At 69.0% G+C, this 24,307-nt stretch carries 19 protein-coding genes; 3 read left to right on the forward strand and 16 right to left on the reverse strand.

Going from position 1 to position 24,307, the window contains the following annotated elements:
• Positions 1-31: 31 nt before the first annotated feature.
• Together sucD and sucC are read right to left on the reverse strand one after the other, a co-directional pair.
• The gene (gene sucD / locus E4M00_RS02250) at positions 32-919 is read right to left on the reverse strand and encodes a succinate--CoA ligase subunit alpha (RefSeq protein ID WP_055911400.1); all 888 of its coding nucleotides are present in this window, start codon (positions 917-919) and stop codon (positions 32-34) included.
• Positions 920-947: 28 nt separating this feature from the next.
• Positions 948-2,117, reverse strand: coding sequence for an ADP-forming succinate--CoA ligase subunit beta (sucC, locus tag E4M00_RS02255; protein WP_135118914.1), 1,170 nt, complete (start codon positions 2,115-2,117; stop codon positions 948-950).
• A gap of 186 nt (positions 2,118-2,303) precedes the next feature.
• Here sucC and E4M00_RS02260 point away from each other — a divergent pair, with 186 nt between their 5' ends.
• Both E4M00_RS02260 and E4M00_RS02265 read left to right on the forward strand, forming a co-directional pair.
• Positions 2,304-3,134 (forward strand): DUF72 domain-containing protein, encoded by an 831-nt coding sequence (locus E4M00_RS02260; protein ID WP_240036787.1) that lies wholly within the window; start codon positions 2,304-2,306, stop codon positions 3,132-3,134.
• 66 nt (positions 3,135-3,200) lie between these two features.
• Positions 3,201-5,741, forward strand: a complete 2,541-nt coding sequence (locus E4M00_RS02265; protein ID WP_135118915.1) for a large conductance mechanosensitive channel protein MscL — start codon at positions 3,201-3,203, stop codon at positions 5,739-5,741.
• Between the two features lie 29 nt (positions 5,742-5,770).
• Here the strand turns inward: E4M00_RS02265 and E4M00_RS02270 are convergent, their stop codons facing one another.
• The 3 genes from E4M00_RS02270 to E4M00_RS02280 all read right to left on the reverse strand — a co-directional run bounded on the left by E4M00_RS02270 (position 5,771) and on the right by E4M00_RS02280 (position 10,587).
• Positions 5,771-6,880, reverse strand: coding sequence for an FUSC family protein (locus E4M00_RS02270; RefSeq protein WP_240036788.1), 1,110 nt, complete (start codon positions 6,878-6,880; stop codon positions 5,771-5,773).
• Between the two features lie 2 nt (positions 6,881-6,882).
• Positions 6,883-9,423 carry an ATP-dependent helicase gene (locus E4M00_RS02275; RefSeq protein ID WP_135118916.1) on the reverse strand — a complete coding sequence of 847 codons (2,541 nt, stop codon included), beginning with the start codon at positions 9,421-9,423 and terminating at the stop codon, positions 6,883-6,885.
• Positions 9,424-9,519: 96 nt separating this feature from the next.
• A complete protein-coding gene (locus tag E4M00_RS02280) occupies positions 9,520-10,587 on the reverse strand; it encodes a glycerophosphodiester phosphodiesterase family protein (RefSeq protein WP_135118917.1) in 1,068 nt (355 codons plus the stop codon).
• A gap of 152 nt (positions 10,588-10,739) precedes the next feature.
• Between E4M00_RS02280 and E4M00_RS02285 the strand changes: the two genes are divergently transcribed.
• Positions 10,740-11,546 carry a Bax inhibitor-1/YccA family protein gene (locus E4M00_RS02285; RefSeq protein ID WP_135118918.1) on the forward strand — a complete coding sequence of 269 codons (807 nt, stop codon included), beginning with the start codon at positions 10,740-10,742 and terminating at the stop codon, positions 11,544-11,546.
• Between the two features lie 69 nt (positions 11,547-11,615).
• Here E4M00_RS02285 and E4M00_RS02290 read toward each other — a convergent pair whose 3' ends face one another.
• From E4M00_RS02290 to E4M00_RS02340, 11 genes are all read right to left on the reverse strand, one after another.
• Complete coding sequence (locus E4M00_RS02290; RefSeq protein WP_135118919.1) at positions 11,616-12,899, reverse strand: RNA polymerase sigma factor; 1,284 nt, start codon at positions 12,897-12,899, stop codon at positions 11,616-11,618.
• Positions 12,900-12,932: 33 nt separating this feature from the next.
• Entirely contained in the window at positions 12,933-13,358 is a 426-nt protein-coding gene (locus E4M00_RS02295) for a YciI family protein (protein ID WP_135118920.1), read from the reverse strand.
• Between the two features lie 97 nt (positions 13,359-13,455).
• Positions 13,456-14,403, reverse strand: coding sequence for an L-lactate dehydrogenase (locus tag E4M00_RS02300; RefSeq protein WP_135118921.1), 948 nt, complete (start codon positions 14,401-14,403; stop codon positions 13,456-13,458).
• Positions 14,404-14,740: 337 nt separating this feature from the next.
• Positions 14,741-16,315: a glutamine-hydrolyzing GMP synthase gene (guaA, locus tag E4M00_RS02305; RefSeq protein ID WP_135118922.1), complete on the reverse strand. Its 1,575-nt coding sequence runs from the start codon at positions 16,313-16,315 to the stop codon at positions 14,741-14,743.
• Positions 16,312-16,773, reverse strand: a complete 462-nt coding sequence (locus E4M00_RS02310) for a DUF3817 domain-containing protein (protein ID WP_135118923.1) — start codon at positions 16,771-16,773, stop codon at positions 16,312-16,314. The genes guaA and E4M00_RS02310 overlap by 4 nt, the downstream gene beginning before the upstream one ends.
• Before the next feature lie 10 nt (positions 16,774-16,783).
• Entirely contained in the window at positions 16,784-17,569 is a 786-nt protein-coding gene (locus E4M00_RS02315; protein ID WP_204772951.1) for an SURF1 family protein, read from the reverse strand.
• A gap of 16 nt (positions 17,570-17,585) precedes the next feature.
• Entirely contained in the window at positions 17,586-18,926 is a 1,341-nt protein-coding gene (locus tag E4M00_RS02320) for a cation:proton antiporter (protein ID WP_056165862.1), read from the reverse strand.
• Between the two features lie 3 nt (positions 18,927-18,929).
• Complete coding sequence (locus E4M00_RS02325) at positions 18,930-19,454, reverse strand: cation:proton antiporter regulatory subunit (protein WP_056165858.1); 525 nt, start codon at positions 19,452-19,454, stop codon at positions 18,930-18,932.
• 113 nt (positions 19,455-19,567) lie between these two features.
• The gene (locus tag E4M00_RS02330; RefSeq protein WP_135118925.1) at positions 19,568-21,295 is read right to left on the reverse strand and encodes a glycerol-3-phosphate dehydrogenase/oxidase; all 1,728 of its coding nucleotides are present in this window, start codon (positions 21,293-21,295) and stop codon (positions 19,568-19,570) included.
• Between the two features lie 35 nt (positions 21,296-21,330).
• Positions 21,331-22,449, reverse strand: a complete 1,119-nt coding sequence (locus tag E4M00_RS02335) for a GuaB3 family IMP dehydrogenase-related protein (protein WP_056165852.1) — start codon at positions 22,447-22,449, stop codon at positions 21,331-21,333.
• A gap of 56 nt (positions 22,450-22,505) precedes the next feature.
• On the reverse strand, positions 22,506-24,191 hold the full coding sequence (locus tag E4M00_RS02340; protein ID WP_135118926.1) for an ABC-F family ATP-binding cassette domain-containing protein: 1,686 nt from the start codon (positions 24,189-24,191) through the stop codon (positions 22,506-22,508).
• Positions 24,192-24,307: the final 116 nt, after the last annotated feature.

Below are 24,307 nucleotides of genomic sequence, written 5' to 3' on the forward strand. Positions count from 1 at the left end.
CCGGTGAGCCCCGCTTTTCGTCCTGGTCGTCCTACAGTGCGGCGAGCACCTCGCGCATGAGGCGGGCAGTCTCGCTGGGCGTCTTGCCGACCTTGACGCCGGCGGCCTCGAGGGCCTCCTGCTTCGCCTGCGCGGTTCCCGCCGAGCCCGACACGATGGCGCCGGCGTGGCCCATGGTCTTGCCCTCCGGAGCCGTGAAGCCGGCGACGTAGCCCACGACGGGCTTCGTGACGTTGGCCTTGATGAAGTCGGCTGCCCGCTCCTCGGCGTCGCCGCCGATCTCGCCGATCATGACGATGGCCTTGGTCTCGGGGTCGGCCTCGAACGCCGCGAGAGCGTCGATGTGCGTCGTTCCGATGATCGGGTCTCCGCCGATGCCGATGGCGGTCGAGAAGCCGAGATCGCGCAGCTCGTACATCATCTGGTAGGTCAGCGTGCCCGACTTGGACACGAGGCCGATGGGGCCCTTGCCGGTGATCGTCGCGGGCGTGATGCCGACGAGCGACTCACCCGGCGTGATGATGCCGGGGCAGTTCGGGCCGATGATGCGGGTCTTGTTGCCCTTGGCCTGGGCGTAGGCCCAGAACTCGGCCGAGTCCTGCACGGGAACGCCCTCGGTGATGATGACCAGCAGGGGGATCTCGGCGTCGATGGCCTCGATCACGGCGTCCTTGGTGAACGCCGGAGGAACGAAGGCGATCGAGACGTCGGCACCCGTGGTGGCGACGGCCTCGGCGACTGTTCCGAACACGGGCAGCTCGACGTCGCCGTGCGTGACGGTGGTTCCGGCCTTGCGGGCGTTCACGCCGCCGACGACCTGGGTACCGGCCTTCAGCATGAGGGCGGTGTGCTTGGTGCCCTCACCGCCGGTGATGCCCTGGACGATGACCTTGGAGTCCTTGTTGAGGAAGATCGACATGTCTTTGAATCCTGTCCTTGTCCGTGGCCTACGCGGCGGCGTTCGCGAGCTCGGCGGCCTTGTCGGCGCCCTCGTCCATGGTGGCGGCGAGGGTGACGAGCGGGTGGTTGTAGTCGGTGAGGATGCGGCGACCCTCTTCGACGTTGTTGCCGTCGAGGCGCACGACGAGCGGCTTGTTGGCGTGCTCGCCGAGGGTCTCGAGGGCTCCGACGATGCCGTTGGCCACCGCGTCGCAGGCGGTGATGCCGCCGAAGACGTTCACGAAGACGCTCTTGACCTGCTCGTCGCCGAGGATGACGTCGAGACCGGCTGCCATGACGGCGGCGGATGCTCCACCACCGATGTCGAGGAAGTTGGCGGGCTTCACTCCGCCGTGGTTCTCGCCGGCGTAGGCGACGACGTCGAGCGTCGACATGACGAGCCCGGCACCGTTTCCGATGACTCCGACCTGGCCGTCGAGCTTGACGTAGTTGAGGTCGGACTCCTTGGCCTTCGCTTCGAGCGGGTCAGCGGCAGCGGCATCCTCGAGCTCGGCGTGGTTCGGGTGACGGAAGTCGGCGTTCTCGTCGAGCGTGACCTTGCCGTCGAGCGCGATGATGTCGCCGTCCTCGGTGAGCACGAGCGGGTTCACCTCGACGAGGGTGGCGTCCTCGCCGGTGTACACCTCGTAGAGCTTCACGAAGACGGGTGCGACCTTGTCGACCAGCTCGGCCGGGAACTTCGCGGCGACGGCGATCTCCTTGGCGGTCTCGAGGTCGAGGCCCGTTCCGGGGTTCACCTCGATGCGTGCGAGCGCCTCGGGCTTCTCGACGGCGAGGATCTCGATCTCCATGCCGCCCTCGAAGCTCGTGAGCGAGAGGTAGGAGCGGTTGGCCCGGTCGAGCAGCACGGAGAAGTAGTACTCCTGAGCGATGCGTGCACCACCGGCGACCATGACGCGATTGACGACGTGGCCCTTGATGTCGAGGCCGAGGATGGCCTGAGCGGCCTCGTAGGCCTCATCGGGGTTCTTGGCGACCTTGACGCCGCCGGCCTTGCCGCGGCCTCCGACCTTGACCTGCGCCTTGACGACGACGACGCCGCCCAGCTTCTCGGCCGCGGCCCGCACCTCGTCGGCGGTGTCCGCGACGATGCCCGGAAGAACCGGGACACCGTACTGTTCGAACAGGTCTCTGGCCTGGTACTCGTAAAGATCCACGTGCGTGACTTCCAATCCGCATTGAGCGCGCGGCGCTGGCTTTTCAGGGGATGTGTTCCGTGACCCGAGTCCGCGCGATTACCTCGACATCAAGACAGTTTCGGGCCATCTGAAAGCCTACCCCTCCTGATCGGGTGGCCAGAACGCTCCAGACCGGGCTGGCTTCCCCGCCGTCGCGATGCTTCCATGGCAGGCATGGACTCGGCCACGGCGCGCATCGGGATCTCCGGCTGGGTGTACTCGCCCTGGCGCGGCGTGTTCTACCCCAAGGGCACCATCCAGAGGGCGGAGCTCGCCTACGCGTCCCGCCGGGTGACGTCGATCGAGATCAACGGATCCTTCTACTCGCTGCAGCGGCCGTCGAGTTGGGCGCGGTGGCGCGACGAGACACCCGATGACTTCCTGTTCGCGGTGAAGGGCCCACGTTTCGTCACCCACATCCGGCGTCTGAACGACGTGGAGACGCCGCTCGCCAACTTCTTCGCCTCGGGCCTGCTCACCCTCGGCCGGAAGTTGGGTCCCGTGCTCTGGCAGCTGCCGCCCACCCTCGAGTTCGACGAGGGCCTCCTGGACGCCTTCCTCCGGCTCCTGCCGCACACGACGACCGATACGGCGAGACTGGCCGCAGCTCATGACGAGCGGCTCGACGGACGCAGCGCCTTCGAGGTCGCTGAGCACCGGGCGGTGCGCCACGCCGTCGAGGTACGCCATCCCTCCTTCGAGACGGATGCGTGGCCCACCCTCCTGCGACGTCACGGCGTGGCATCCGTCACGGCGGACACCGCCGGGAAGTGGCCGGTCATCGACGAGGTCACGGCCGACTTCGCCTACGCCAGGCTGCACGGTGACGAGGTGCTCTACGAGAGCGGATACGACGAGGCCGCGCTCGACACGTGGGAGGCGTGGTGTCGTGCCCACCTCTCGGCCGGACGCGACGTGCACCTCTACTTCGACAACGACATCAAGGTGCGGGCGCCGTTCGACGCCATGGCGCTGATCGCGCGGCTTCGGGGCTGACCCTCTGTCGCGTGGCGCTGCCGCGCAGTACCGTCACGAGCATCCACGTGCGAAAGGCGGCTCATCATGGCGACGAACGCGAGCGGCGGCGAACCGGTCCTCGAACTGCGCATCCACGGGGTGAACAACATGCCGCCCCACGAACTCCTCGACCTGCCGCCCGACGAGGTCGAGTTCGCCATGGGAGACAAGCTCGGCAGCTTCTGGCATCCGACGGCCGAATCACTCGACAAGGGCCGGGCCCAGCAGGAGCTCGGTGAGGGCAGTCGAGGGGTCGTCGATGCCGTGGAGTCACCCCGCGGCAGCGTCCCGGAAGGCATCCATCGCGAGGCGTACTCGTGGGGCGGCATGGTGCGCACGGTGTCGCCGGAGACCGGCGTCGGCGGCGCGATCGTCGCCGCCATCGGCCGCGCCTGCTGGACGGCCGTACTGCCGTTCAGCATCGCCAATGCCGCGATCTGGAGCTGGAACCTGCCGCGATCCGGTACCCGCATCCGTTTCCAGTCCGGGCTCATCCGGGTGTTCTGCGTCGTGCTCACGACCCTGCTGATCCTCTCGTTCGCGTCGATCGCCCTCGACCTCATCGCCGTGCAGTGCTACGGCGGGCGCCGTCTCACCTGCACGGCGCTCCCCGAGGCTTTCGAGGGCTTCGCACGCTGGTCGACCGGGCGGAGGATCGCATTCTTCTCGATCGTGCCGGTGGCGGTCCTGTTCGCCATCTTCGCCACCTCGACGCTGGCGCGCCTGCGCTACAACGTGGCAGGACGCATCATCAAGGGCACGCCGGCGACCGAGGAACCGGTGCTGCTCGCCCAGCCGCAGTTCTGGCAGTCGCGCACCGAGATCTCCCGCCTCACCTCCATGCACCTCGCGACGGGCATCGCCATGACCGCGCTGTTGTGCGGACTCGCACTCGCGAGCAGCAGCCGCCCGGGGTGGGGCGTCGGCGTCTGCATCGCCGCCACCGTCGTGATGGTGACGGCCGTCGTGCTCGCCTACCGAACCGACACCATGCCGTTCGAGCGGCTCGAGGAGCGCACTCCCCTGCCGACGCTCACGCTCACGGCCGCTTTTCTCGTGCTGGCCGTGGCGACGGGAGCACTATCGCTGTTCCCCGGTCTCGACATCAACGGCTACGCCATGCGCATAGCCTTCAACTGGGTGCTGGTCTCGACGGTGCTCCTGGCGGTGCTTCTGGTGACGGCCACCCTCTTCTTCCCGGCGCCCGACCGCATCCACCGGGCGTGGGGCGGGATGGCACCGGCCGTCTTCATGACGATGGGCCTGGTCATCGGCCTGGCCCTCTCCTGCATCGTCAACGTGGTGATGGGCGACTGGCTGAACGGCGACAAGCCGGCCAGCGCCCTCGGCGGCGGTCGCAAGCTCGCCACGGCGTACGCCTCCTGCACGGGGACCGGCTGCGTGCCCGGCGATCCGTCGCTCCGTCTCGGCGCCTTCTATCCCTGGTACCTGGGCGTACTCCTCGCCTTCCTCATCGTGGCCCTGCTCATCGTGGCGATCCAACTCATCCGTCGGCGCGACGTGCTGCCGCGTATCGACGCGTTCTGGGACGACGCCTCGAAGGAGCCGCCGGTGGCCGATGGCAGCCCGCGCGGCGACCTGCGCGCGCTGTTGGCCCGAGAGGTCAGCCGCAAGCGCGCGTCAGCGGCTCGCTACCACCTCGTCGAACCCATCCTCGGTGCGCTCTGCCTGGCCGGCATGGCCGCGACGGTCGTCACCGTGATCACGGCGTTCTCCTCGCTCGACCAGCGCTTCGTGACGCAGTTGCTGGCGCCGGAACCCTTCGCGACGGCATCCGTTCTCGCAGCACGATGGATGGACTTCTCGCTCATCGTCTGGGGCGCGGTCGGGCTCGCCGTCGTCGGCGGACTGGTCTTCGGCGGCTCGAAGGTGGTGCGGCCACTCGGGCTCGTCTGGGACCTCGCCTGCTTCCTGCCCCGGGCAGGGCACCCCCTCGGCGCGCCCTGCTACACCGAGCGCGCGGTTCCGGAGGTGGCACGCCGACTCAGCTGGTGGCTCGACCTGCCGCGGGTGAAGGGCCAGGAACGCACGGCGATCGTGACGGCGCACAGCATGGGCGGCGTCGTCGCCGTCTCGTCGCTGTTCGCGCTCGCGACGCATCCGAAGTGGCTGAGCGACTACCAGGGTCGGGTGTCCCTGCTCACCTTCGGCATACAGCTGCGCCCGTACTTCGGGCGGTTCTGGCCGGAGATCCTGGGACCCGAGGTCATCGGCGGCGAGCCGTGCCGGGCGCCCCGGCTGCGCGCACGAGATCCCTGGGCCGCCGATCGGGAGCACGTCATCGCCGAGCAGAAGGCCGCGGCTGCGGCGAACGTCTCCGACCGACCGTCGCCCGGGGTGGTGCCGGCCGCAGACTGGATCAGCCTCTGGCGGGCCACGGACTTCCTCGGCTTCCCGTCCTGGTCGACCACTCCGAACGACCGCGACGTGTACGCGGAGGAGGTCGACGCCAGCGGCTACGTCGGCGCGGTCGATGCCCACAGCTGGTATCCACGCACGCCGTCCTATCGCCGAGCGCTCGGCAGGCTCGCGGGCCTGCCCGAGCGGCAGCCCGGGCGCCCGTAGCGCGGGAGAGCGGGCGCGGGAGAGCGGCCTCAGCCCGCGGCGGGGTCCGAACGGCGGGTGGCGAAGCGCGCGGTGAGCACGGCGAGCAGACCGACAGTCGCACCGAGCGTCGTGGCGATGACGCGATCGAGCAGCAGCCCGGGCACCGGTGCCGTGGACGCGAGGTGCGAGATCGACAGGGCGAGGGGTGTGACGAACACGAGGGCCGCACCGTAGTTGCGGCCGACCAGGATCTCCGCGGCGAACTGGCAGACAGCGATGACGAGCACGATGACCACGGCCGGAGGGTCGGGCAGCAGCACAGCGGCCGAGACACCGACGCCGATCACCGTTCCGATGATGCGGTGGACCGACCTGGAGGCCGAGTGCGGCGCACGCGGCGGCGGCACCACGGCGACGACGCTGACGACGGCCCAGGTGGGGTGGCCGACGCCGGCTAGCAGGGCGATGCTCCCGGCGACGGCCGAGCCGAGAACCAGTTGAGCGATGTTGATCCACACGGCCGCGTCCCGATAGGCGCGTGGCCTGGGCGTCGGCAGCCGGCCGAGCGAGCTGAAGTACCGTCCCTCCCTGCCGCCCGCCGCGCGGCGCAGCACCCAGCCGGACAGGCTCAGCAGCACGGCGAAGCCGGCAGCGGCGATGGTGATGACCATCCGGATGCCGATCTCGTCGGCCGTCGTCGGTATCTCGGCGCAGATGAGGAAGCCGAAGACGAAGAACAGCGGTGTCGGCGGGAACAGGCCGAGAGTCACCGTCAGCAGCACCCCGCCGACGATGACGAGACCGAGAACGGCTGCCACGAGGCCGAGCGGCGCCCCCGCGACTGCGACGAGGATGCCGAGCCCGACGCTGACGACCATGCCGACAGCAGCCGTCGAGACGCTGCGCCAGCGCGTCTCGTAGGGTTCGCTGCGTCCGTAGAGGGCGGCCATCGCTCCGAACGAGGCATAGGGCGCCCAGTCGACGCGGCCGAGCGCCACCAGGATCAGGAGCGGCACCGCCGCAGCGATCGCGGCACGCGTGGCCACCTCGATGTCGAGGGACCGCAGCCCCTTGAGCCGCTCGATCAGCCCGACGGGCCGACCCGGATCACCGGCTCGGTCACCGTCGCCGGACGGCGGCAGCACTGCCCCGGACACCCTTACAGCTTCTCGATGGGCGCGATCTTGATCAGCAGCTTCTTCGCTCCTGCGGTGTCGAACTGCACGTGAGCGACGCGCTTGGTGCCCTCGCCCGTCACCTGAGACACCCGGCCCTCGCCGAAGTTGGTGTGGCGGATGCGGTCGCCGGCCGCGAGTTCGAGGTCGCCGTTGTCGCGCACCTGCGCTCCGATGGCGTTCGGCCACTCGGTCTTCGGCCGCGGAGCAGGGGGCAACGTCGGGTCGGAGCTGTAGCCGTACTGCCCGGGGCCGCGTCCGTCGCGACGGGCGTTGAGCGCCCGAGGTTGGGTTCCCCCGCGCGAGTTCGCCATGCCCGGCGACTGGCGCCAGTCGATGAGGTCGGCCGGGATCTCCTGCAGGTAGCGGCTCGGCATGGCCACGGAGGTGTCACCGAACTGCGAGCGCGTCATCGCGAGCGAGAGGTAGAGGCGCTGGCGTGCACGGGTGATGCCGACGTAGAACAGGCGGCGCTCCTCCGCCGGACCGCCCGGCTCGTTGGCGCTCATCTTGTGCGGCAGCAGGTCCTCCTCGATGCCGGTGAGGAAGACTGCGTCGTACTCGAGGCCCTTCGCGGTGTGCAGCGTCATGAGCGAGACGGTTCCCGACGAGTCGTCGAGGTCGTCGGCGGCCGCGACCAGCGACACCTGCGTCAGGAAGTCGACCAGGCCGGAGCCCGGGTTCTCCTTCTCGAAGTCCTTGGTCTGGGCGACGAGCTCCTCGACGTTCTCGGCGCGGGTCTCGTCCTGCGGGTCGCGGCTGCGACGCAGGGCCTCGAGCAGCCCGCTCTCGGTCATGAGGAAGGTGAGCACCTCGGACACCTTGGCTGCGCCGACGCCGCCACGGGCATCCGTCTCGGCATTCGGGTCGTCGCTCGGAGTCTGGTCTGCGCCGTCGACCTGCACGGGCACGAGCATGGCTGCGGCTTGGTCGAGAACCGCAGCGAGCTGCAGGATGGCGTTGGTGACCTTCGGGCCGAGTCCGAGCGACCCGGCCTCGCGCATCGCGGCGCGGAAGCTCAGCTCATTGGTCTCGGCGAACTGGGCGAGCTGCGTCTCGGTCGCAGGTCCGATGCCGCGCTTCGGCGTGTTCAGGATGCGGCGGATGGCGAGTTCGTCGAGCGGGTTGGCGACGGCGATGAGGTAGGCCATCGCATCCTTGATCTCGGCGCGCTCGTAGAACTTGGTGCCGCCGACCACCCTGTACGGCAGCGCCGAGCGCACGAAGATCTCCTCCAGCGCACGGGTCTGGGCGTTGGTGCGGTAGAACACCGCGATGTCGCGGTAGGCCATGCCCTTGCGGTGCAGCGCCTCGATCTCATCGGCGACGAACTGCGCCTCGTCGTGCCCCGAATAGCCGGTGTAGCCGGTGATCTTGTCGCCGTCGCCCACGGTCGTGAACAGGTTCTTCGCTTTGCGGTCGAAGTTGTTCGAGATGACCGCGTTCGCCGCGCTCAGGATGTTCTGGGTCGACCTGTAGTTCTGTTCGAGCAGAACCACTCGGGCGCCCGGGAAGTCGCGCTCGAACTCGGTGATGTTGCGGATGTCGGCGCCGCGGAACGCGTAGATCGACTGGTCGGAGTCGCCGACGACGGTGAGCGATGCACCGGGAATGATGCCGGTCTCGTCCTCCAGGCCGCGCACCAGGACGCCCTTGTTCTCCATCTCGACGACGAGCTCGCGCGAGACCGGCCGGGTGAGCTCTCGGATGAGCGAGTACTGCGCGTGGTTGGTGTCCTGGTACTCGTCGACCAGGATGTGGCGGAACCGGCGGCGGTACAGTGCAGCGGTCTCGGGGAAGGCGCGGAACAGGTAGACGGTCTCGCCGATGAGGTCGTCGAAGTCGAGGGCGCCCGCCGAACGCAGCGTGCGGGTGTACTGCCGGAAGATCTCGAGGAAGACCGCTTCCTTCGGGTCGCTCATGTTCGCGTTGCGCGCGTAGGCGTCGACATCCGTCAGCTCGTTCTTGAGCTTGGAGATCTGGGCGCCGGCGTTGCCCGGAGTGAAGCCGAGGGTGTCGGCGTCGAGGGCCTTGATGATGCGCTTCAGCACGGTACGGCTGTCGGCCGAGTCGTAGATGGTGAAGGTCGACGTGAGGCCGGCCTTCTCGGACTCGCGACGGAGGATGCGCACGCAGGCCGAGTGGAAGGTCGAGATCCACATGCCCTCGGATGCCTGCCCGAGGAGTGCCGACACGCGCTCGCGCATCTCGGCGGCGGCCTTGTTGGTGAAGGTGATGGCGAGGATCTGGCTCGGCCAGGCCTCGCGCGTCTCGATCAGGCCCGCGATGCGGTGGGTGAGCACGCGGGTCTTGCCGGAGCCGGCGCCGGCGACGATGAGCAGGGCCGGCCCGCGGTACTCGACGGCCTCGCGCTGCGGCGGGTTCAGTCCGTCGGTGAGTCGACTCGACGGTCCCGATGAGCCGACACCGTGCCCGCCACCGCGGTTGGAGCCCCCGCCGGACCCGCCCGGCGCGTCGTGGACGATGATCGGGGTGGGCGCGTCGGGTTCGAAGAGAGTGCTCATGGCTACCTCAATTGTAGGCGCGGCCGCCGACAGCGCAGCCCTGCCCCTCCCGTTCGCAGAGGCCCGGACGGAGGCCGCGGCCGAAGCGCACAGCCCTCAGCGCGCGAACCGCTCCCGTGCCTCCACCCCGAGGTCCGGGTGGTCGACGAAGATCCCGTCGACGCCGGTGCCGAGCACCAGGGTGAACTCCCCGAGCCAGTCGCCGTGAGTGGCCTTGCCGTGACCCTGCTGGAAGGTCGAGGAGAGGAAGCGGTTCTCGGGCCGCAGCGTCCAGGTGAACACGGTGAGGCCGTGGTCGTGGGCTGCGTCGACGAGTGCGCGCCCTCGCAGTTCGCCCCGCAGGTGACCCTCGAGAGCCTCCTGCTGTGCGGCACGGACGTCGGATGCCGCGAGCTCCGCCACCAGCACGGTCTTGTCGACGCTGATCCCGTCGACCCGCCCCTCCAGCTCGCGGAGCCCGGTGTCGGTCATGAAGTCGGCGTAGCCGGGGGCATCGACGCCGGCCCCGAGGTGCAGGTCCCAGGGGACTCCGGCCTTCTCCAGCAGGTAGATCCGAGGCGCCGTGATCCCGCGGAGCGCCAACTCCTCGAGCACGGTGATCTCGAAGGCCTCGACGGTGAGCCGCTCGTCGTTCCTGGCCCAGCCGGCTGCGGCGAGGTCCGCCGCGAACAACTCGTCCAGCGGCAGGCCGATACCGGCGAAGTAGCTCGCGTGCTTGATCTCCGCGACCATGCCGAGCAGGCGGCCGTCTGCGGCATCCGTCTCCTCGATCAGCGTGAAGAGGTCGGTGAGACGCAGCAGGGGGAAGCGGTCGTCGAAGCTGGCGTTGCCCGGACGCACCTTCGGGATGCGCTCGCGCGCGTGCAGGGTGGCCAGTTCCGCCCACGTGAAGTCCTCGGTGAACCAGCCGGTGAGCTTCTTCCCGTCGATCTCCTTCGTGGTGCGCCTGGCGTGGAACTCCGGATGCGCCGCGACGTCGGTCGTGCCCGAGATCTCGTTCTCATGGCGGAGCACCAGCACGCCGTCGCGGGTCGCGACGATGTCGGGCTCGACGGCGTCGGCTCCCAGGGCGAAGGCCAGCTGGTAGGCCGATGCCGTGTGCTCGGGGCGGTAGCCGCTGGCCCCGCGATGGCCGATGACGAGCGGATGCGGACGGTCGGTCATGTCATCAGGCTAACGAGCGTGAAGGCCGGGTCTGCCGCCACAGTTCCGCTCCGGGCGGATTCCCATGAATTCCGCGCATCTTCCCGGTAGATTTGACTACGAAGCGACACCACCAGTCGCCCCACTTCCCCCGCCTCGAGCGAAGGACCACCATGGCAAACCCCGCATTCAGTCGCAACGCCGCGTTCAGCGAGAAGGGCGGCGTCGCCGTCGCCACCCCCACCGCCGAAGAGCTGGCCGCACACTACAACCAGCCGTCGGCCAATGCCGTCGAGACCGACCGCATGACCGTCGAGGACACGATCGTCAAGTCCGTCGTGAGCTTCGTCATCCTGCTCGCCGGTGCTGCCATCGGCTGGATGACCTACCCCACCATCCCCTGGCTCTGGGGCGTCGCCGCCCTCGTCGGCTTCGTGCTGGCGCTGGTCAACATCTTCAAGCGCGAGCCCTCCGCTCCGCTGATCCTCGCGTACGCGGCTGCTCAGGGTGTCTTCATCGGTGGCTTCTCGCTGCTCTTCGAGACCATCTACCCCGGCATCGTCGTGCAGGCCGTCGTCGCCACCCTCGTGGTCGTCGGCGTGACCCTCGCCCTCTTCGCCAGCGGCAAGATCCGCGCGTCGAAGAAGGCCACCAAGGTCTTCCTCGTCGCCATGGTCGGCTACCTGGTGTTCTCGCTGGTCAATCTGTTCATCATGATGTTCGGCGGAGCCAACGGAAACCCGTTCGGCCTGCGCGGCGAGGACATCCCCGGAACCAGCATCCCGTGGGGCATCGTCATCGGCATCCTCGTCGTCATCATGGCCGCGTACTCCCTGGTGCTCGACTTCGACGCCATCCAGCAGGGCGTGCGCAACCGCGCACCGCGCAAGTACGGCTGGTCGGGCGCCTTCGGCATCATGGTCACGGTCATCTGGCTGTACACCGAGCTGCTGCGCATGTTCGCGATCGCGCGCAACTAGCTCTCGCACTCGAACACAGCAGAACGGGTCGCCCTTCGGGGCGGCCCGTTCTGCGTTCACCGGGCCCGCTCAGGCGTCGGGGGGCCCGAGCGCCGCGACCTTGCCGAGCAGAACGCCGCGCTCCCGCTCGTTGCCTGTCAGCCGCGCGGCCTCGCTGAGCTCGACGCGGGCCTCATCGAGGCGCCCGAGACGCGCCAGCAGTTCGCCGCGCACGCTCGGCAGCAGATGGGTTCCCGACAGGGCTCCGGATGCCGCGATCTCGTCGACCAGGCGCAGGCCTGTCGCCGGCCCCGTGGCCATGGCCACCGCGACGGCGCGGTTGAGGTCGACGATGGGCGACGGAGCCAGCCGACCGAGCACCTCGTAGAGCACGACGATGCGGTCCCAGTCGGTCTCGTCGGTCGACGGCGCGACCGAGTGGCACTCGGCGATGGCCGCCTGCAGCGCGTAGGCCCCACGACCCCTGCCGACGGCATCCGCTCGCGCCAGAGCGGTGCGTCCGCGAATGATCTGCGCCCGATCCCAGCGACTGCGATCCTGGTCGCCCAGCAGGATCGGCTCGCCCTCCGCCGTCACCCGCGCCCGGAACCGCGACGTCTGGAACTCCATCAGCGCGACCAGCCCGTGCACCTCGGGCTCACGCGGAGCGAGCTCTGCGAGCACGCGACCGAGCCGCAGCGCCTCCTGGCTGAGCTCGGGGCGCATCCACTCGGTGCCGCTCGAGGCCGCGTAGCCCTCGTTGAAGACGAGGTAGATGACGCCGAGCACCGAGCCCAGCCGCGCGGCGTATTCGTCGCGCGACGGCACCTCGAACTGAACCTTCGCGGCGGCGAGACTCTTCTTCGCCCGCACGATGCGCTGCTGCACTGTCGCCGTCGGCACGAGGAACGCCCGGGCGATCTCCTCGCTCGAGAGGCCGCCGACCACCCGCAGGGTCAGCGCGACGCGGGCCTCGCGGGCCAGCACGGGGTGGCACGCGATGAAGACGAGACGGAGCACGTCGTCGTCGATGTCGTCGGGGTCCCAGGGGGCGGCATCCGGATCGATCCGGGATTCGAGGTCGTGGGCGATGGCGCTGTAGCGGTCGTCGAGGCGTTCCCGCCGCCGCCAGCCGTCGATGGCCTTGCGCTTGGCGACTGCAGTCAGCCAGGCGCCGGCGTTGCGGGGTATGCCATCGCGCGGCCACTGCTCGAGGGCGTCGGCGAGGGCCTCCTGGGCCAGGTCCTCGGCCAGCGAGAAGTCGCCGGTCACCCGGGTGAGCGTCGCGACGATCCGGGCGGACTCCATGCGCCACACGGCCGCGACGGAGCGACGGATGCCGGCGGCATCCGTCGCCCCTGTCTCAGTCGTCATCAGCGCGGGTGCGGCGACGGTCGGGCGCCAGGCTCAGAGCTTGAACGTCGGGTCGTTCGCCGCGCGGAACTCGGCCTCGCGCTGGACGAACTCGTTGTCCTGCGGAAAGTCGCTCATCTCGGTCACGCGACGCACCTCGATGAAGCTGCCGGGGCCGAGAGGCACCTTCTTCGCCCATTCCGCGGCCTCCTCCTTCGACGAGACCTCGAGGATCCAGAAGCCGTTGAACAGCTCCTTCGTCTCGCCGTAGGGGCCGTCGGTCACGAGCGGTGTCTCCGAGGCGAAGTCGACGACGAAGCCCTCGCTCGCGTCGGTGAGGCCCTCGCCCGCCAGCAGCACGCCGGCCTTGATGAGCTCCTCGTTGTAGCGGCCCATCGCCGCGATGACCTCCTCGAACGGCATCGCCTTGTATGCGTCGTAGGCCTCGTCGGTGCCGCGCATGATCAGCATGTACTTCATGGTGTTCCTCCTTGGTGATGGTGGCCCGTCGTGGGCCTTCACTCAGACGTCGAACGGATGCCGTCCCGATCGACAGCGTCGCCGAAAATGTCTCGAATCAATAGCCGAGCGACGCCAGCGAGGCTCGCAGGGCGTCACCCGAGGCCTGCAACCGAGCCTCCTCCTGAGGCGAGAACGGTGTCTCGCGGATCGGCCGCACGCCTGACGCGCTGACGATGCTCGGCACCGACAGGGCGATGCCGTCGATGCCGTGGTAGTCGCTCAGCACCGTGCTGACGGGCATGACGGCGTGCTCGTCCTGCAGCAGCGCCTCCACGATGCGGGCGCCCGAGAGTCCGATGGCGTAGTTCGTGGCGCCCTTGCCGCGGATGACCGCATAGGCGGCGTCGCGCACCTCCGCGGCGATGTCGTCGAGTTCCTCGGCCGCGAACACCGAGCCGCCACCCCAGGCGAGCAGCGGCACTGTTCCGATGGAGGCGTTCGACCACAGCGGGAACTCCGTGTCGCCATGCTCGCCCACGATGTAGGCGTGAACGCTCGAGGTCGCGACGCCCGCGCGCCGGGCGAGCAGAACCCTGAGCCGCGAGGTGTCGAGCACGGTGCCCGAGGAGAAGACGCGATGAGAGGGGAGTCCGCTGATCCTCTGCGCCACGACGGTGAGCACGTCGCAGGGGTTGGTGACGAGCACGTAGGTGGCATCGGGTGCCTGCTCGAGCAGCGACGGCAACAGCTTCTCCAGGATGCGCACGTTCGTGCCGGCGAGGTCGAGCCGCGTCTGGCCGGGCTCCTGCTTGGCTCCGGCGGTGATGACGACGACGTTCGAGCCCTCGACCACCCCGACGTCGCCGCCGCCCGTGATGGTGCTCGAGCCGGTGAACTGGGTGCCATGTGCGAGGTCGAGCACCTCGGCCTCGGCCTTGGCCGTGTTGATGTCGTACAGCGCCACATGCCGAGCCGACCCGCGGATGAGCGCGGCGTACGCGAGACTGGCCCCCACGCTTCCAGCGCCGACGACGGTCAGTTTCGAGTTCTCGATCTCAGCCATGGGTCCATCCTCCCGTGCGCGGCGCCGCCCTCGCCAGCACCCGCCGATGACCGTCACGTGTACGAGTCAGCGGAGTTCGCGCCGGGAGTGGTCTCGATACGCGTCCTCGCTGCGCTCGGTCGCTACTCGACCCAGCGGGTAGCCAGCGTCTGAGCCAGCCGCGCCTCGAGTGGGCACCAGCCAGCCACTCCCCCACGCCGAAGCTGTCGCGGCGCGGTATTTCGCGGGGTGCGAGTTTTGACATGTTCGGGGCACCCCACGCACTACGGGGTGCCCCGAACATGTCAATGTCTGAGCTGAGGAGCGAGATGCCGGGCCGCGACAGCGACCTACGCCCCTACTCCCACTCAATCGTCCCCGGCGGCTTCGACGTGACGTCGAGCACCACGCGGTTCACATCGGCCACCTCGTTGGTGATCCGGTTCGAGATGCGCGCCAGCACGTCGTACGGCAGGCGCGTCCAGTCGGCTGTCATCGCGTCCTCGGAGGAGACCGGACGCAGAACGATCGGGTGTCCGTAGGTGCGGCCGTCGCCCTGCACGCCCACCGAGCGCACGTCGGCCAGCAGCACGACGGGGCACTGCCAGATCTCGCCGTCGAGACCGGCGGCCGAGAGCTCGGCCCGCACGATCGCATCCGCGTGCCGCAGCAGTTCGAGGCGCGCCTCGGTGACCTCGCCGACGATGCGGATGCCGAGGCCTGGGCCGGGGAACGGCTGGCGTCCCACGATCTCCTCGGGCAGTCCCAGCTCGCGGCCGATCGCGCGCACCTCGTCCTTGAAGAGGGCGCGCAGCGGCTCGACGAGCTCGAACTGCAGGTCTTCAGGCAGCCCGCCCACGTTGTGGTGGCTCTTGATGTTCGCCGTTCCCGACCCTCCGCCGGACTCGACGACATCCGGATACAGGGTGCCCTGAACGAGGAAGCGGATGGGCTCGCCGTCGGCGTCGGCCTCGGCGATGAGGTCGCGCTCCGCCTGCTCGAAGGAGCGGATGAACTCGCGGCCGATGATCTTGCGCTTGGTCTCGGGGTCCGAGACGCCGGCGAGGGCCGTGAGGAACTGCTCGCGGGCGTCGATCGTGACCAGGCGGATGCCGGTCGCGGCCACGTAGTCCACCTCGACCTGGCGACGCTCGTCCTGGCGCAGCAGGCCGTGGTCGACGAAGACGCAGACCAGCTGGTCGCCGACGGCTTCGTGCACGATGGCCGCGGCCACCGCGGAGTCGACGCCGCCGGAGAGCCCGGCGATGACACGGGCGGACCCGACCTGGGCGCGGATCTTCTCGACCTGCTCGGCGATGACGTTGCCGCTGTTCCAGTCGGCGGGGATGCCGGCAGCCTTGTGCAGGAAGTTGACGATGACGTCCTGGCCGTACTGCGAGTGCTTGACCTCGGGGTGCCACTGCACTCCGTAGAAGCGCTTCTCGTCGTTGGCGAAGGCCGCGACGGGGGTCGAGGCCGTCGATGCGAGCACCTCGAAGCCGTCCGGTGCGATGGCGACGGAGTCGCCGTGGCTCATCCAGACCGTCTGCGCGGTGGGCTGGCCGCGGAGCAGCTGGTTGTCGTCGGTGCGGGCGGTCACGGCGGTGGACCCGTACTCGCGCTGGCCCGTGTGGGCGACCTCGCCGCCGAGCTGGGTCGCCATCACCTGGAAGCCGTAGCAGATGCCCAGGGTCGGAACCCCGAGCTCCAGGATGCCCGTGTCGAGCGCAGGGGCGCCCTCCTCGTAGACCGAGGACGGCCCGCCGGAGAGGACGATGCCGATGGGGTTCTTCGCAGCGACTTCGGCTGCGGTGATCGTGTGCGGCACGATCTCGGAGTAGACGGATGCCTCACGGACGCGTCGGGCGATCAGCTGCGCGTACTGCGCACCGAAATCGACGACGAGGACTGGGCGCTGCGAGGTCTCGCTCACGGGGTGGCCTCCACGGTGGGGGTGGTCGGGGCGACGACGGGCGCGGCTTCGGCTTCCCGTGACGCGAGGTACGCCTTCACCTCACGGGCGATGCGGCCCTCGAGGAAGAACGACAGGAACGGGATGACACCGCCGAGCGCGATGACGATGAACCTGGTGAACGGCCAGCGCATGAGGCTCCACAGGCGGAAGTCGCTGAACAGGTAGACGACGTAGAACCAGCCGTGCACGATCAGGATGCCGGTCGAGAGGTTCACCGCGGTGGTGGTGCCTGCAGGAACGAGGGCGAGGAAGCCGGAGGGCCCGGCGAGCTCGATCTCGAGGCCTCCGAGGTACTTGAGGAGCATCTCGGCGCACAGGGCGAGCAGGAGGGTTCCGGTGATGACCGAGGCCACCTGGTAGAACTTCACCGCCCCCCGGATGCGCGGAAAATCAGCGGGTTTGGGTGCGAGCGGCATGCCCACCATTCTACGGCGCGCTGGAGGTCGTCTCGGCCGGGGCCTGCGCTGCCGCATCCGCCGCCTCCTCCTGCTCCCGCTCGTACGCGTCGCGCACCAGCCGGTACCAGAGGAAGATGGCGAAGCCGGCGAAGACGACCCACTCCACGGCGTAGAAGACGTTGAGCCAGTTGAGCTCCACCTCCTGTGACGGGGGCGGCGAGTCGATGGGGGTCAGCCCCGTCGGAGGCTCGATCTCGACGACGTAGGCCGTGTAGACGTCGCGGTTGTCGAAGTCGGCCCACAGGTTGATGAGCGCAGCCGTCGAGACCGTCGTCATCGAGTGCGGATCGGCACCGTCGTCCGGAGCCTCGGGTGCCTCGGTCGGCAGCAGACGGCCGATGACCGTCACGGCCTCGGTGCCCTCGTCGGCGAGGCCGGCTGCGACGGCACGGGCGGTCTTCTCGTCGGCGGCCCAGCCGCGGGCGACCGGGAGGCCGGGTTCACCGTCGGCGTCCACCGCCAGGTGACTCACCACCCAGTACCCGGTGGCCTCGCCGTTCACGCGGTTGCCGACGATCTGTTCATCGCCGGGAACCCAGCGACCCGTGACCGACACCATCTGGCCCGTGGAGGTCTGCCGGATGGGCTTCGACGGTTCGGCCTTCTCGGCGAGCGGAACGATGGTCTCGGTCGGATGCGTCTCCACACGCGACGACTCGACGGCCCGACTCAGCTGCCACTGGCCGAGCACGGCGAATGCGGCCGCGATCGCGAGGGCAGCGAGCAGTGCGAGCACCCACCGGGGGCGCACCATCATCCGGAGCATGGATCTAGTCGTCGTCCTTCGAGCGGGGTGTGTCTGATCCATTGTCCTTCACGTCGATGAGACGTTCGACCGCTTCGGCCGTCTCGTCCGTGTGACTGGTGCTGAGACCGCTCGTCGCGGCCTCCATCAGCGCGATCTCCTCGTCGAGCATCGGATCGCGTTCCCGCCGCTGCTTCTCGGGCTTCTTCCGGATGATCCTCGCCCCGATCTTCTCGGAGTTCGCCGCCAGCAGCGGCCCGATGATCGACATGACCAGCACGTAGAGGCCGGCGAAGGGGGTGATGCGCTCGTCGAGCCCGGCGCCGACGGACAGGGTCGCCAGGATGAGGGCGAACTCGCCGCGGTTCTGCAGGATCACCGCCGCATTGATGCCGGCCTGTACCCCGAGGCCGTTGATGCGCGCCACGAACTGCCCGGCGGCCACGTTCAGGATGATGGTCATCACGATGGCGATGACGACGGGCAGCAGCACCGACGGGAAGGCGCCGACGTCCATCGCGAGGCCGAAGTTCAGGAAGAAGAAAGCGCCGAAGACGTCGCGCAGTGGCAGGGCGATGTGCTCGATCTTGTTGCGGTAGCGCGTTGCACCGAGCACGAGGCCGATGAGGAAGGCGCCGATCGCATCCGTCACCCCGAGAACCTCGCCGATGCCGCCGAACATGACGGCCAGGCCGAAGAACAGGATGGTGAAGAGCTCGTCGTCCTTGGTGCGGAAGATGCGGCCGACGAACTTGCCTCCCCACCGCGCGACGCTGAACATGATCACGAGGAACGTGAAGGCGATGCCGAGCTTCATGAGGATGGGACCGATGTCGGTCTCACCACTCAGCACGACGGAGACGATCGCCAGGTAGATGGCGATGAAGATGTCCTCGACGACGGTCACGCCGAGGATCATCGGCGTCTCGCGGTTGGGCAGGCGCTTGAGCTCGATCAGCAGTTTCGTGACGATGGCGCTCGACGACGTGGCCGTCATCCCGGCGATCACCAGGGCCTCGCGCGGCCCCCACCCGACCATGAAGCCGAACAGGAGACCGGCACCCATGTTGAGCACGATGTACGAGCCGCCCGAGATCAGCAGCTTGCCCGCATTGCCGAAGAACTCGTCCTGGTCGAACTCGAGGCCGAGGTTGAACAGCAGCATGATGAGCCCGAAGACGGCGATGAGCTCGATGTAGTGGTTCTCGAAGTTGAGCGGGAACCACCCGGTGTGCGGACTGGCGAGGAGCCCGACGATCATGTAGATCGGGATGGTCGGCAGTCCGACCATCTTCCCCAGGCGTCCGAGCGCGTACGCGACGATCAGCAGGATGCCGAGCGTGATGAGTTCTGGGCCGAAGTGCATGGCTCAGCCTCCGGGCGGCGCGTCGGTGGCCGACGTGGCGGCGCGGCTCCCGGTGCGGAAGTAGGCGAAGGCCTTGAGGACCTTGTCCGGCGCACCGGCCACCACGAGGGTGTCACCGGGGAAGACCTTGAAGTCGGGAGCCGGAGCCGGGTTCGCGGATTCCCCGCGCACGACGGCGACGACGGTGAGACCGGCGACGCCGGCATCGGCAGGGTCACCCAGCGGCTGCCCGGCGATGTGATCGTCGTAGTCGACGGTGAACCAGTCGATCGAGAGTCCGGGGATCTGGTCGAGTGCCGTGAGGGTCTCGGTGATCTGTGTTCCACCGAGCAGTTCGGCGAGGGTGTGAGCCTCGTCCTCGCTCAGGCGCAGCGACACCTTCTCGGCGTCGTTCTCCTCATCGGAGAACGTGACGAGGTCGCTGTGGCCGGAGCGGTGGGCGATGACGCCGACCTTGCCGCCGTCGTCGGTTATGAAGGTGTGCAGCACCCCGACCCCGGGGAGCTTGACGCGCCGAACATCGACCATGGCTGGAACTCCGTACGTCTCGGGGGCAGTCCTTCCACCCTAACAAGAGCGCCCTGCGGGCCCGAATCGGCTGGGAATCAGGGGCGAATCCAGCCCGGAGACGTGGGTTCGCGCTACGGCGTCATGATGTCGGGCGCCTCGAGCCTCACGCGGTCGGCCGACTCGTCGTCGGGCTGCTCCTGCGACTGGCGCTCGGCGGCCACGCGCTTGAGGTAGTTCGCCACCTCGCGCTCCTGACGCTCCTTGTCCCAGCCGAGCACGCCGCCCATGAGCTTGGCCGCCACAGGGGCCGCTGAGACTCCCCGGTCCCAGGCCTCGATCGAGATGCGGGTGCGTCGAGCGAGCACGTCCTCGAGGTGCAGGGCGCCCTCGTGGGATGCGGCGTAGACCACCTCGGCTCCGAGGTAGTCGTCCGCACCCGGCAGCGGCTCCCCCAGGGAGGCATCGTCGCGGATCAGGTCGAGCAGTTCGTCGGTCAGAGTGCCGTACCGGTTCAGCAGGTGCTCGATGCGCACGGTGTGCACGCCGAACGCCTTGGCGATCTTGCGACGCTTGTTCCAGGCCGCCCAGTAGCCCTCGGCTCCGAGCAGCGGGATCTCCTGGGTGGTCGACGGCGGTACGCGTCCGTCGAGGGCATCCGCGGCCGCATCGATCGCGTCCTTCGCCATGATGCGGTACGTCGTCCACTTGCCTCCCGCGATCACGACGAGACCGGGAACACTGTGGCCGACCAGGTGCTCGCGGGAGAGCTTCGAGGTCTGCTCGCTCTCTCCGGCGAGAAGGGGGCGCAGGCCCGCGTAGACGCCTTCGACATCCTCCCGGGTGAGCTGCGTCGCCAGCACGCTGTTGACGTGCTCGAGCAGGTAGTCGATGTCGGCCGCGGTGGCTGCCGGATGCGCCTTGTCGAGGTTCCAGTCGGTGTCCGTCGTGCCGATGAGCCAGTGCCGGCCCCACGGGATGACGAACAGCACGCTCTTCTCGGTGCGCAGCAGCAGTCCCATCGAGGACTGGAAGCGGTCGCGGGGCACGACGAGGTGGATGCCCTTGGAAGCTCGCACCTTGAAGGTTCCGCGCTCGCCCACCATGCGCTGGGTGTCGTCGGTCCACACGCCCGTCGCGTTCACCACCTGCTTGGCCCGCACCTCGAAGCGCTCCCCGGTCTGCAGGTCGTGGGCGTGCACGCCGACGACGCGCTGGCCGACCTTGATGAAGCCCTCGACCTTGACGCGGGTGGCCACGTGAGCCCCGTAGAAGGAAGCGGTGCGCCCGAGCGACGACACGTAGCGAGCGTCGTCGACCTGGGCGTCGTAGTAGGTGATGCCGCCGACGAGGGCGTCATTCGAGAGCGATGGGATGGCGCGCATCACCTGGCTCTTCGTGAGGTGACGGTGGTGCGGGACACCGGGCGGGCGTCCGCCGCTGTAGCTGAAGATGTCGTACAGCAGCATGCCGGCGCCGATATAGCAGCGCTCGATCACGCGCTTCTTGAGCGGGTACAGGAAGCGAACCGGCTTCACCAGGTGAGGCGCGATGCGCTGCAGCAGCAGACCGCGCTCGATGAGCGCCTCACGCACGAGCCTGAAGTCGAGCTGTTCCAGGTAGCGGATGCCGCCGTGCACGAGCTTCGACGACCGACTCGACGTTCCCGACGCCCAGTCGCGCTGCTCGAGCAGCCCGACGCTGAGCCCACGGGTCACGGCGTCGAGCGCCGCTCCGGCCCCCACGATCCCGCCTCCGACCACGAGGATGTCGAGCTCCCGCTCCTTCATCCTCGTCAGCGCAGCCGCGCGTTCCTCAGGGCCGAGCTTGGACGATCGGCTGACGTTGTTCGTAGATGCCATCATTGGCCTCCCTGAGGCGAGTCGTTACTTCGACGTTAGTTGCCCTGATACGGCGCGACAACAACTTCGACCCGCTGGAACTCCTTGAGGTCCGAGTAACCGGTCGTGGCCATCGAGCGACGCAGCGCACCGACGAGGTTGGCCGTGCCCTCGGCGACCGGAGCCGGGCCGTAGAGGATCTCCTCGAGCGGGGCGATGGTGCCGACCTGCACGCGATTGCCGCGCGGAAGCTTGGAGTGGTGCGACTCGGCACCCCAGTGGTAACCGCCACCGGGGGCATCCGTCGCCCGTGCCAGGGTCGACCCGAGCATCACGGCGTCGGCACCGCAGGCGATCGCCTTGACGATGTCGCCACTGGTTCCGAGGCCACCGTCTGCGATGACGTGCACGTAGCGTCCGCCCGACTCGTCGAGGTAGTCACGGCGAGCGCCGGCGACATCGGCGACGGCCGTGGCCATCGGGGCGTGGATGCCGAGCGCTGCGCGAGTGGTGGATGCGGCTCCCCCGCCGAAGCCGACGAGCACGCCGGCCGCGCCGGTGCGCATGAGGTGCAGGGCCGCCGTGTAGGTGGCTGCACCGCCCACGATGACGGGAACGTCGAGTTCGTAGATGAACTTCTTGAGGTTGAGCGGCTCGGTGCTCTTCGAGACGTGCTCGGCCGAGACCGTGGTGCCGCGGATGACGAACAGGTCGACCCCGGCGGCGACGACGGTCTCGTAGAGCTCCTGCGTGCGCTGCGGCGACAGGGCGCCAGCCACGGTGACGCCGGCGGAGCGGATCTCGGCGAGGCGTTCGGTCACGAGCTCCGGCTTGATCGGTGCCGAGTAGATCTCCTGCATGCGGCGAGTGGCCTGGTCCTGCGGGAGGGTGCGGATCTCGGCGAGCAGAGGCTCTGGGTCCTCGTAGCGCGTCCAGACGCCCTCGAGGTCGAGCACGCCGAGGCCGCCGAGCTGACCCATCATGATGGCCGTCGTCGGCGAGACGACGGAGTCCATCGGAGCCGCGAGGAACGGGATGTCGAACTGGTACGCGTCGATCGACCAGGTCACCGACACGTCTTCAGGGTCGCGCGTGCGCCGGCTCGGCACGATGGCGACGTCGTCGAACGCATACACACGGCGACCGCGCTTGGCGCGGCCGATCTCGATTTCCATACTCACGTGCTCCAGCCTACTGCCGAGCCCGCGGGGGGCTTCCGGATGCCGCAGGCTCAGCGAGCCCGCGCCACCCGGGCCTCGTCCCACACGGGCTGATCGGACTCGTAGACCTCGCCGTCGCCGCCGAAGACGAGGTAGCGGTCGAAGCCGCGGGCGAACCACCGGTCGTGGGTGACGGCGAGCACCGTGCCGTCGAAGGCGGCCAGCCCCTCCTCGAGCGCCTCGGCCGAGACCAGGTCGAGGTTGTCGGTCGGCTCGTCGAGCAGCAGCAGGGTCGCGCCCGAGAGCTCGAGCAGCAGGATCTGCATCCGCGCCTGCTGGCCACCCGAGAGCGACTCGAAGTTCTGCTGCGCCGAGCGCACCAGTCCGTAGCGGTCGAGTGCAGAGCTCGCGGCCTCGCGCGGCAGGCCGGTGCGGCCCTCGTCTCCGCGGTGCAGGATGTCGAGCAGCGTGCGGCCTGCCAGCTCGGGGTGATGGTGGGTCTGGGCGAACCAGCCGGGCACGACCCGGGCCCCGAGCACGGCGCGGCCGGTATGGGGCACCGGCGCGAGCTCCTGCCCGATGCTGGTGACGTGGCCGAGCATCCGGTCGGGTTCGGTTCCGCCGCGGGCGAGCGCGCGCAGGAAGTGAGACTTGCCCGATCCGTTCGATCCGAGCACGGCCACCCTCTCGCCGTACCAGACCTCCAGGTCGAACGGCCGCATGAGCCCGGTGAGCTCGAGCCGCTCGCAGACCACCGCGCGCTTGCCGGTGCGCGCCCCGCGGAGGCGCATCGAGACGTCCTGGGCGGGCGGTCGTTCCTCGGGGGGCCCTGCCTCCTCGAACCTGCGCAGCCGGGTCTGGGCGGCCTGGTAGCGGGACGCCATGCCGTCGTTGTACGTCGCCTTGGTCTTGAGGGTCTGCACGAGAGTGCGGAGCTTCGCGTGCTCCTCGTCCCAGCGCCGTCGCAGCTCGTCGAGCCGGTCCATGCGGGCGTCGCGCGCCTCGTGGTAGTCGCCGAAGCCGCCGCCGTGCACCCACACCGTGTTACCGGCGGCGCCGAGCTCGACGGTCAGGATGCGGTCGGCCGCGCGCGCGAGCAGCTCCCGATCGTGCGAGACGAGCAGCACGGTCTTGCGGGTCGCCCTCAGCTGCTCCTCGAGCCAGCGCTTGCCCGGCACGTCGAGGTAGTTGTCCGGCTCGTCGAGCAGCAGCACCTCCTCGGGGCCGCGGAAGAGCGCCTCGAGGGCGAGTCGCTTCTGCTCGCCGCCCGAGAGCGAGGTGACGTCGCGGTAGCGGGCTCGGTCCCAGGGGATGCCGAGGGCTGCCACGGTGCAGGTGTCCCACACGGTCTCCTGGTCGTAGCCGCCGGCATCCGCGTAATCCGCGAGAGCCGTGGCGTAGCGCATCTGGGTCGCGGTGTCGTCGTTCTCGATGAGCGCGTTCTCGCTGGCCTCGAGCTCGAGTGCGGCGCCGCGGACCCGCTGCGGAGCGACGGAGACCAGCAGGTCGTGCACGGTTCCGGATGCCGCGTGCCCGACGAACTGGTCCATCACGCCGAGCCCGCCGGCGAGCGACACGACTCCCGCATCCGGAGCCAGCTCTCGACGGATGATCCGCAGCAGCGTCGACTTGCCGGCACCGTTCGCGCCGATGAGAGCACCCGTGACGCCCTCGCCGACCCGGAAGGAGACCGCATCGAGCAGGGGCCTGCCGTCGGGGAGGGTGAAGGAGACGTCGCTGACGTCGATGTAGCCCATGAGTTTCGAGTTCCTCGTGATCGCCTGAGCCCGACTGAGCGGGCGCCGCGGGTGGGCAGCCGATCAGGATACACCGAGATCGCACCCTCGAAGCAGGTCGCGGCGGCAGGATCCTC

The organism is Orlajensenia leifsoniae, assembly GCF_004570845.1.
GTDB lineage: Bacteria > Actinomycetota > Actinomycetes > Actinomycetales > Microbacteriaceae > Orlajensenia > Orlajensenia leifsoniae.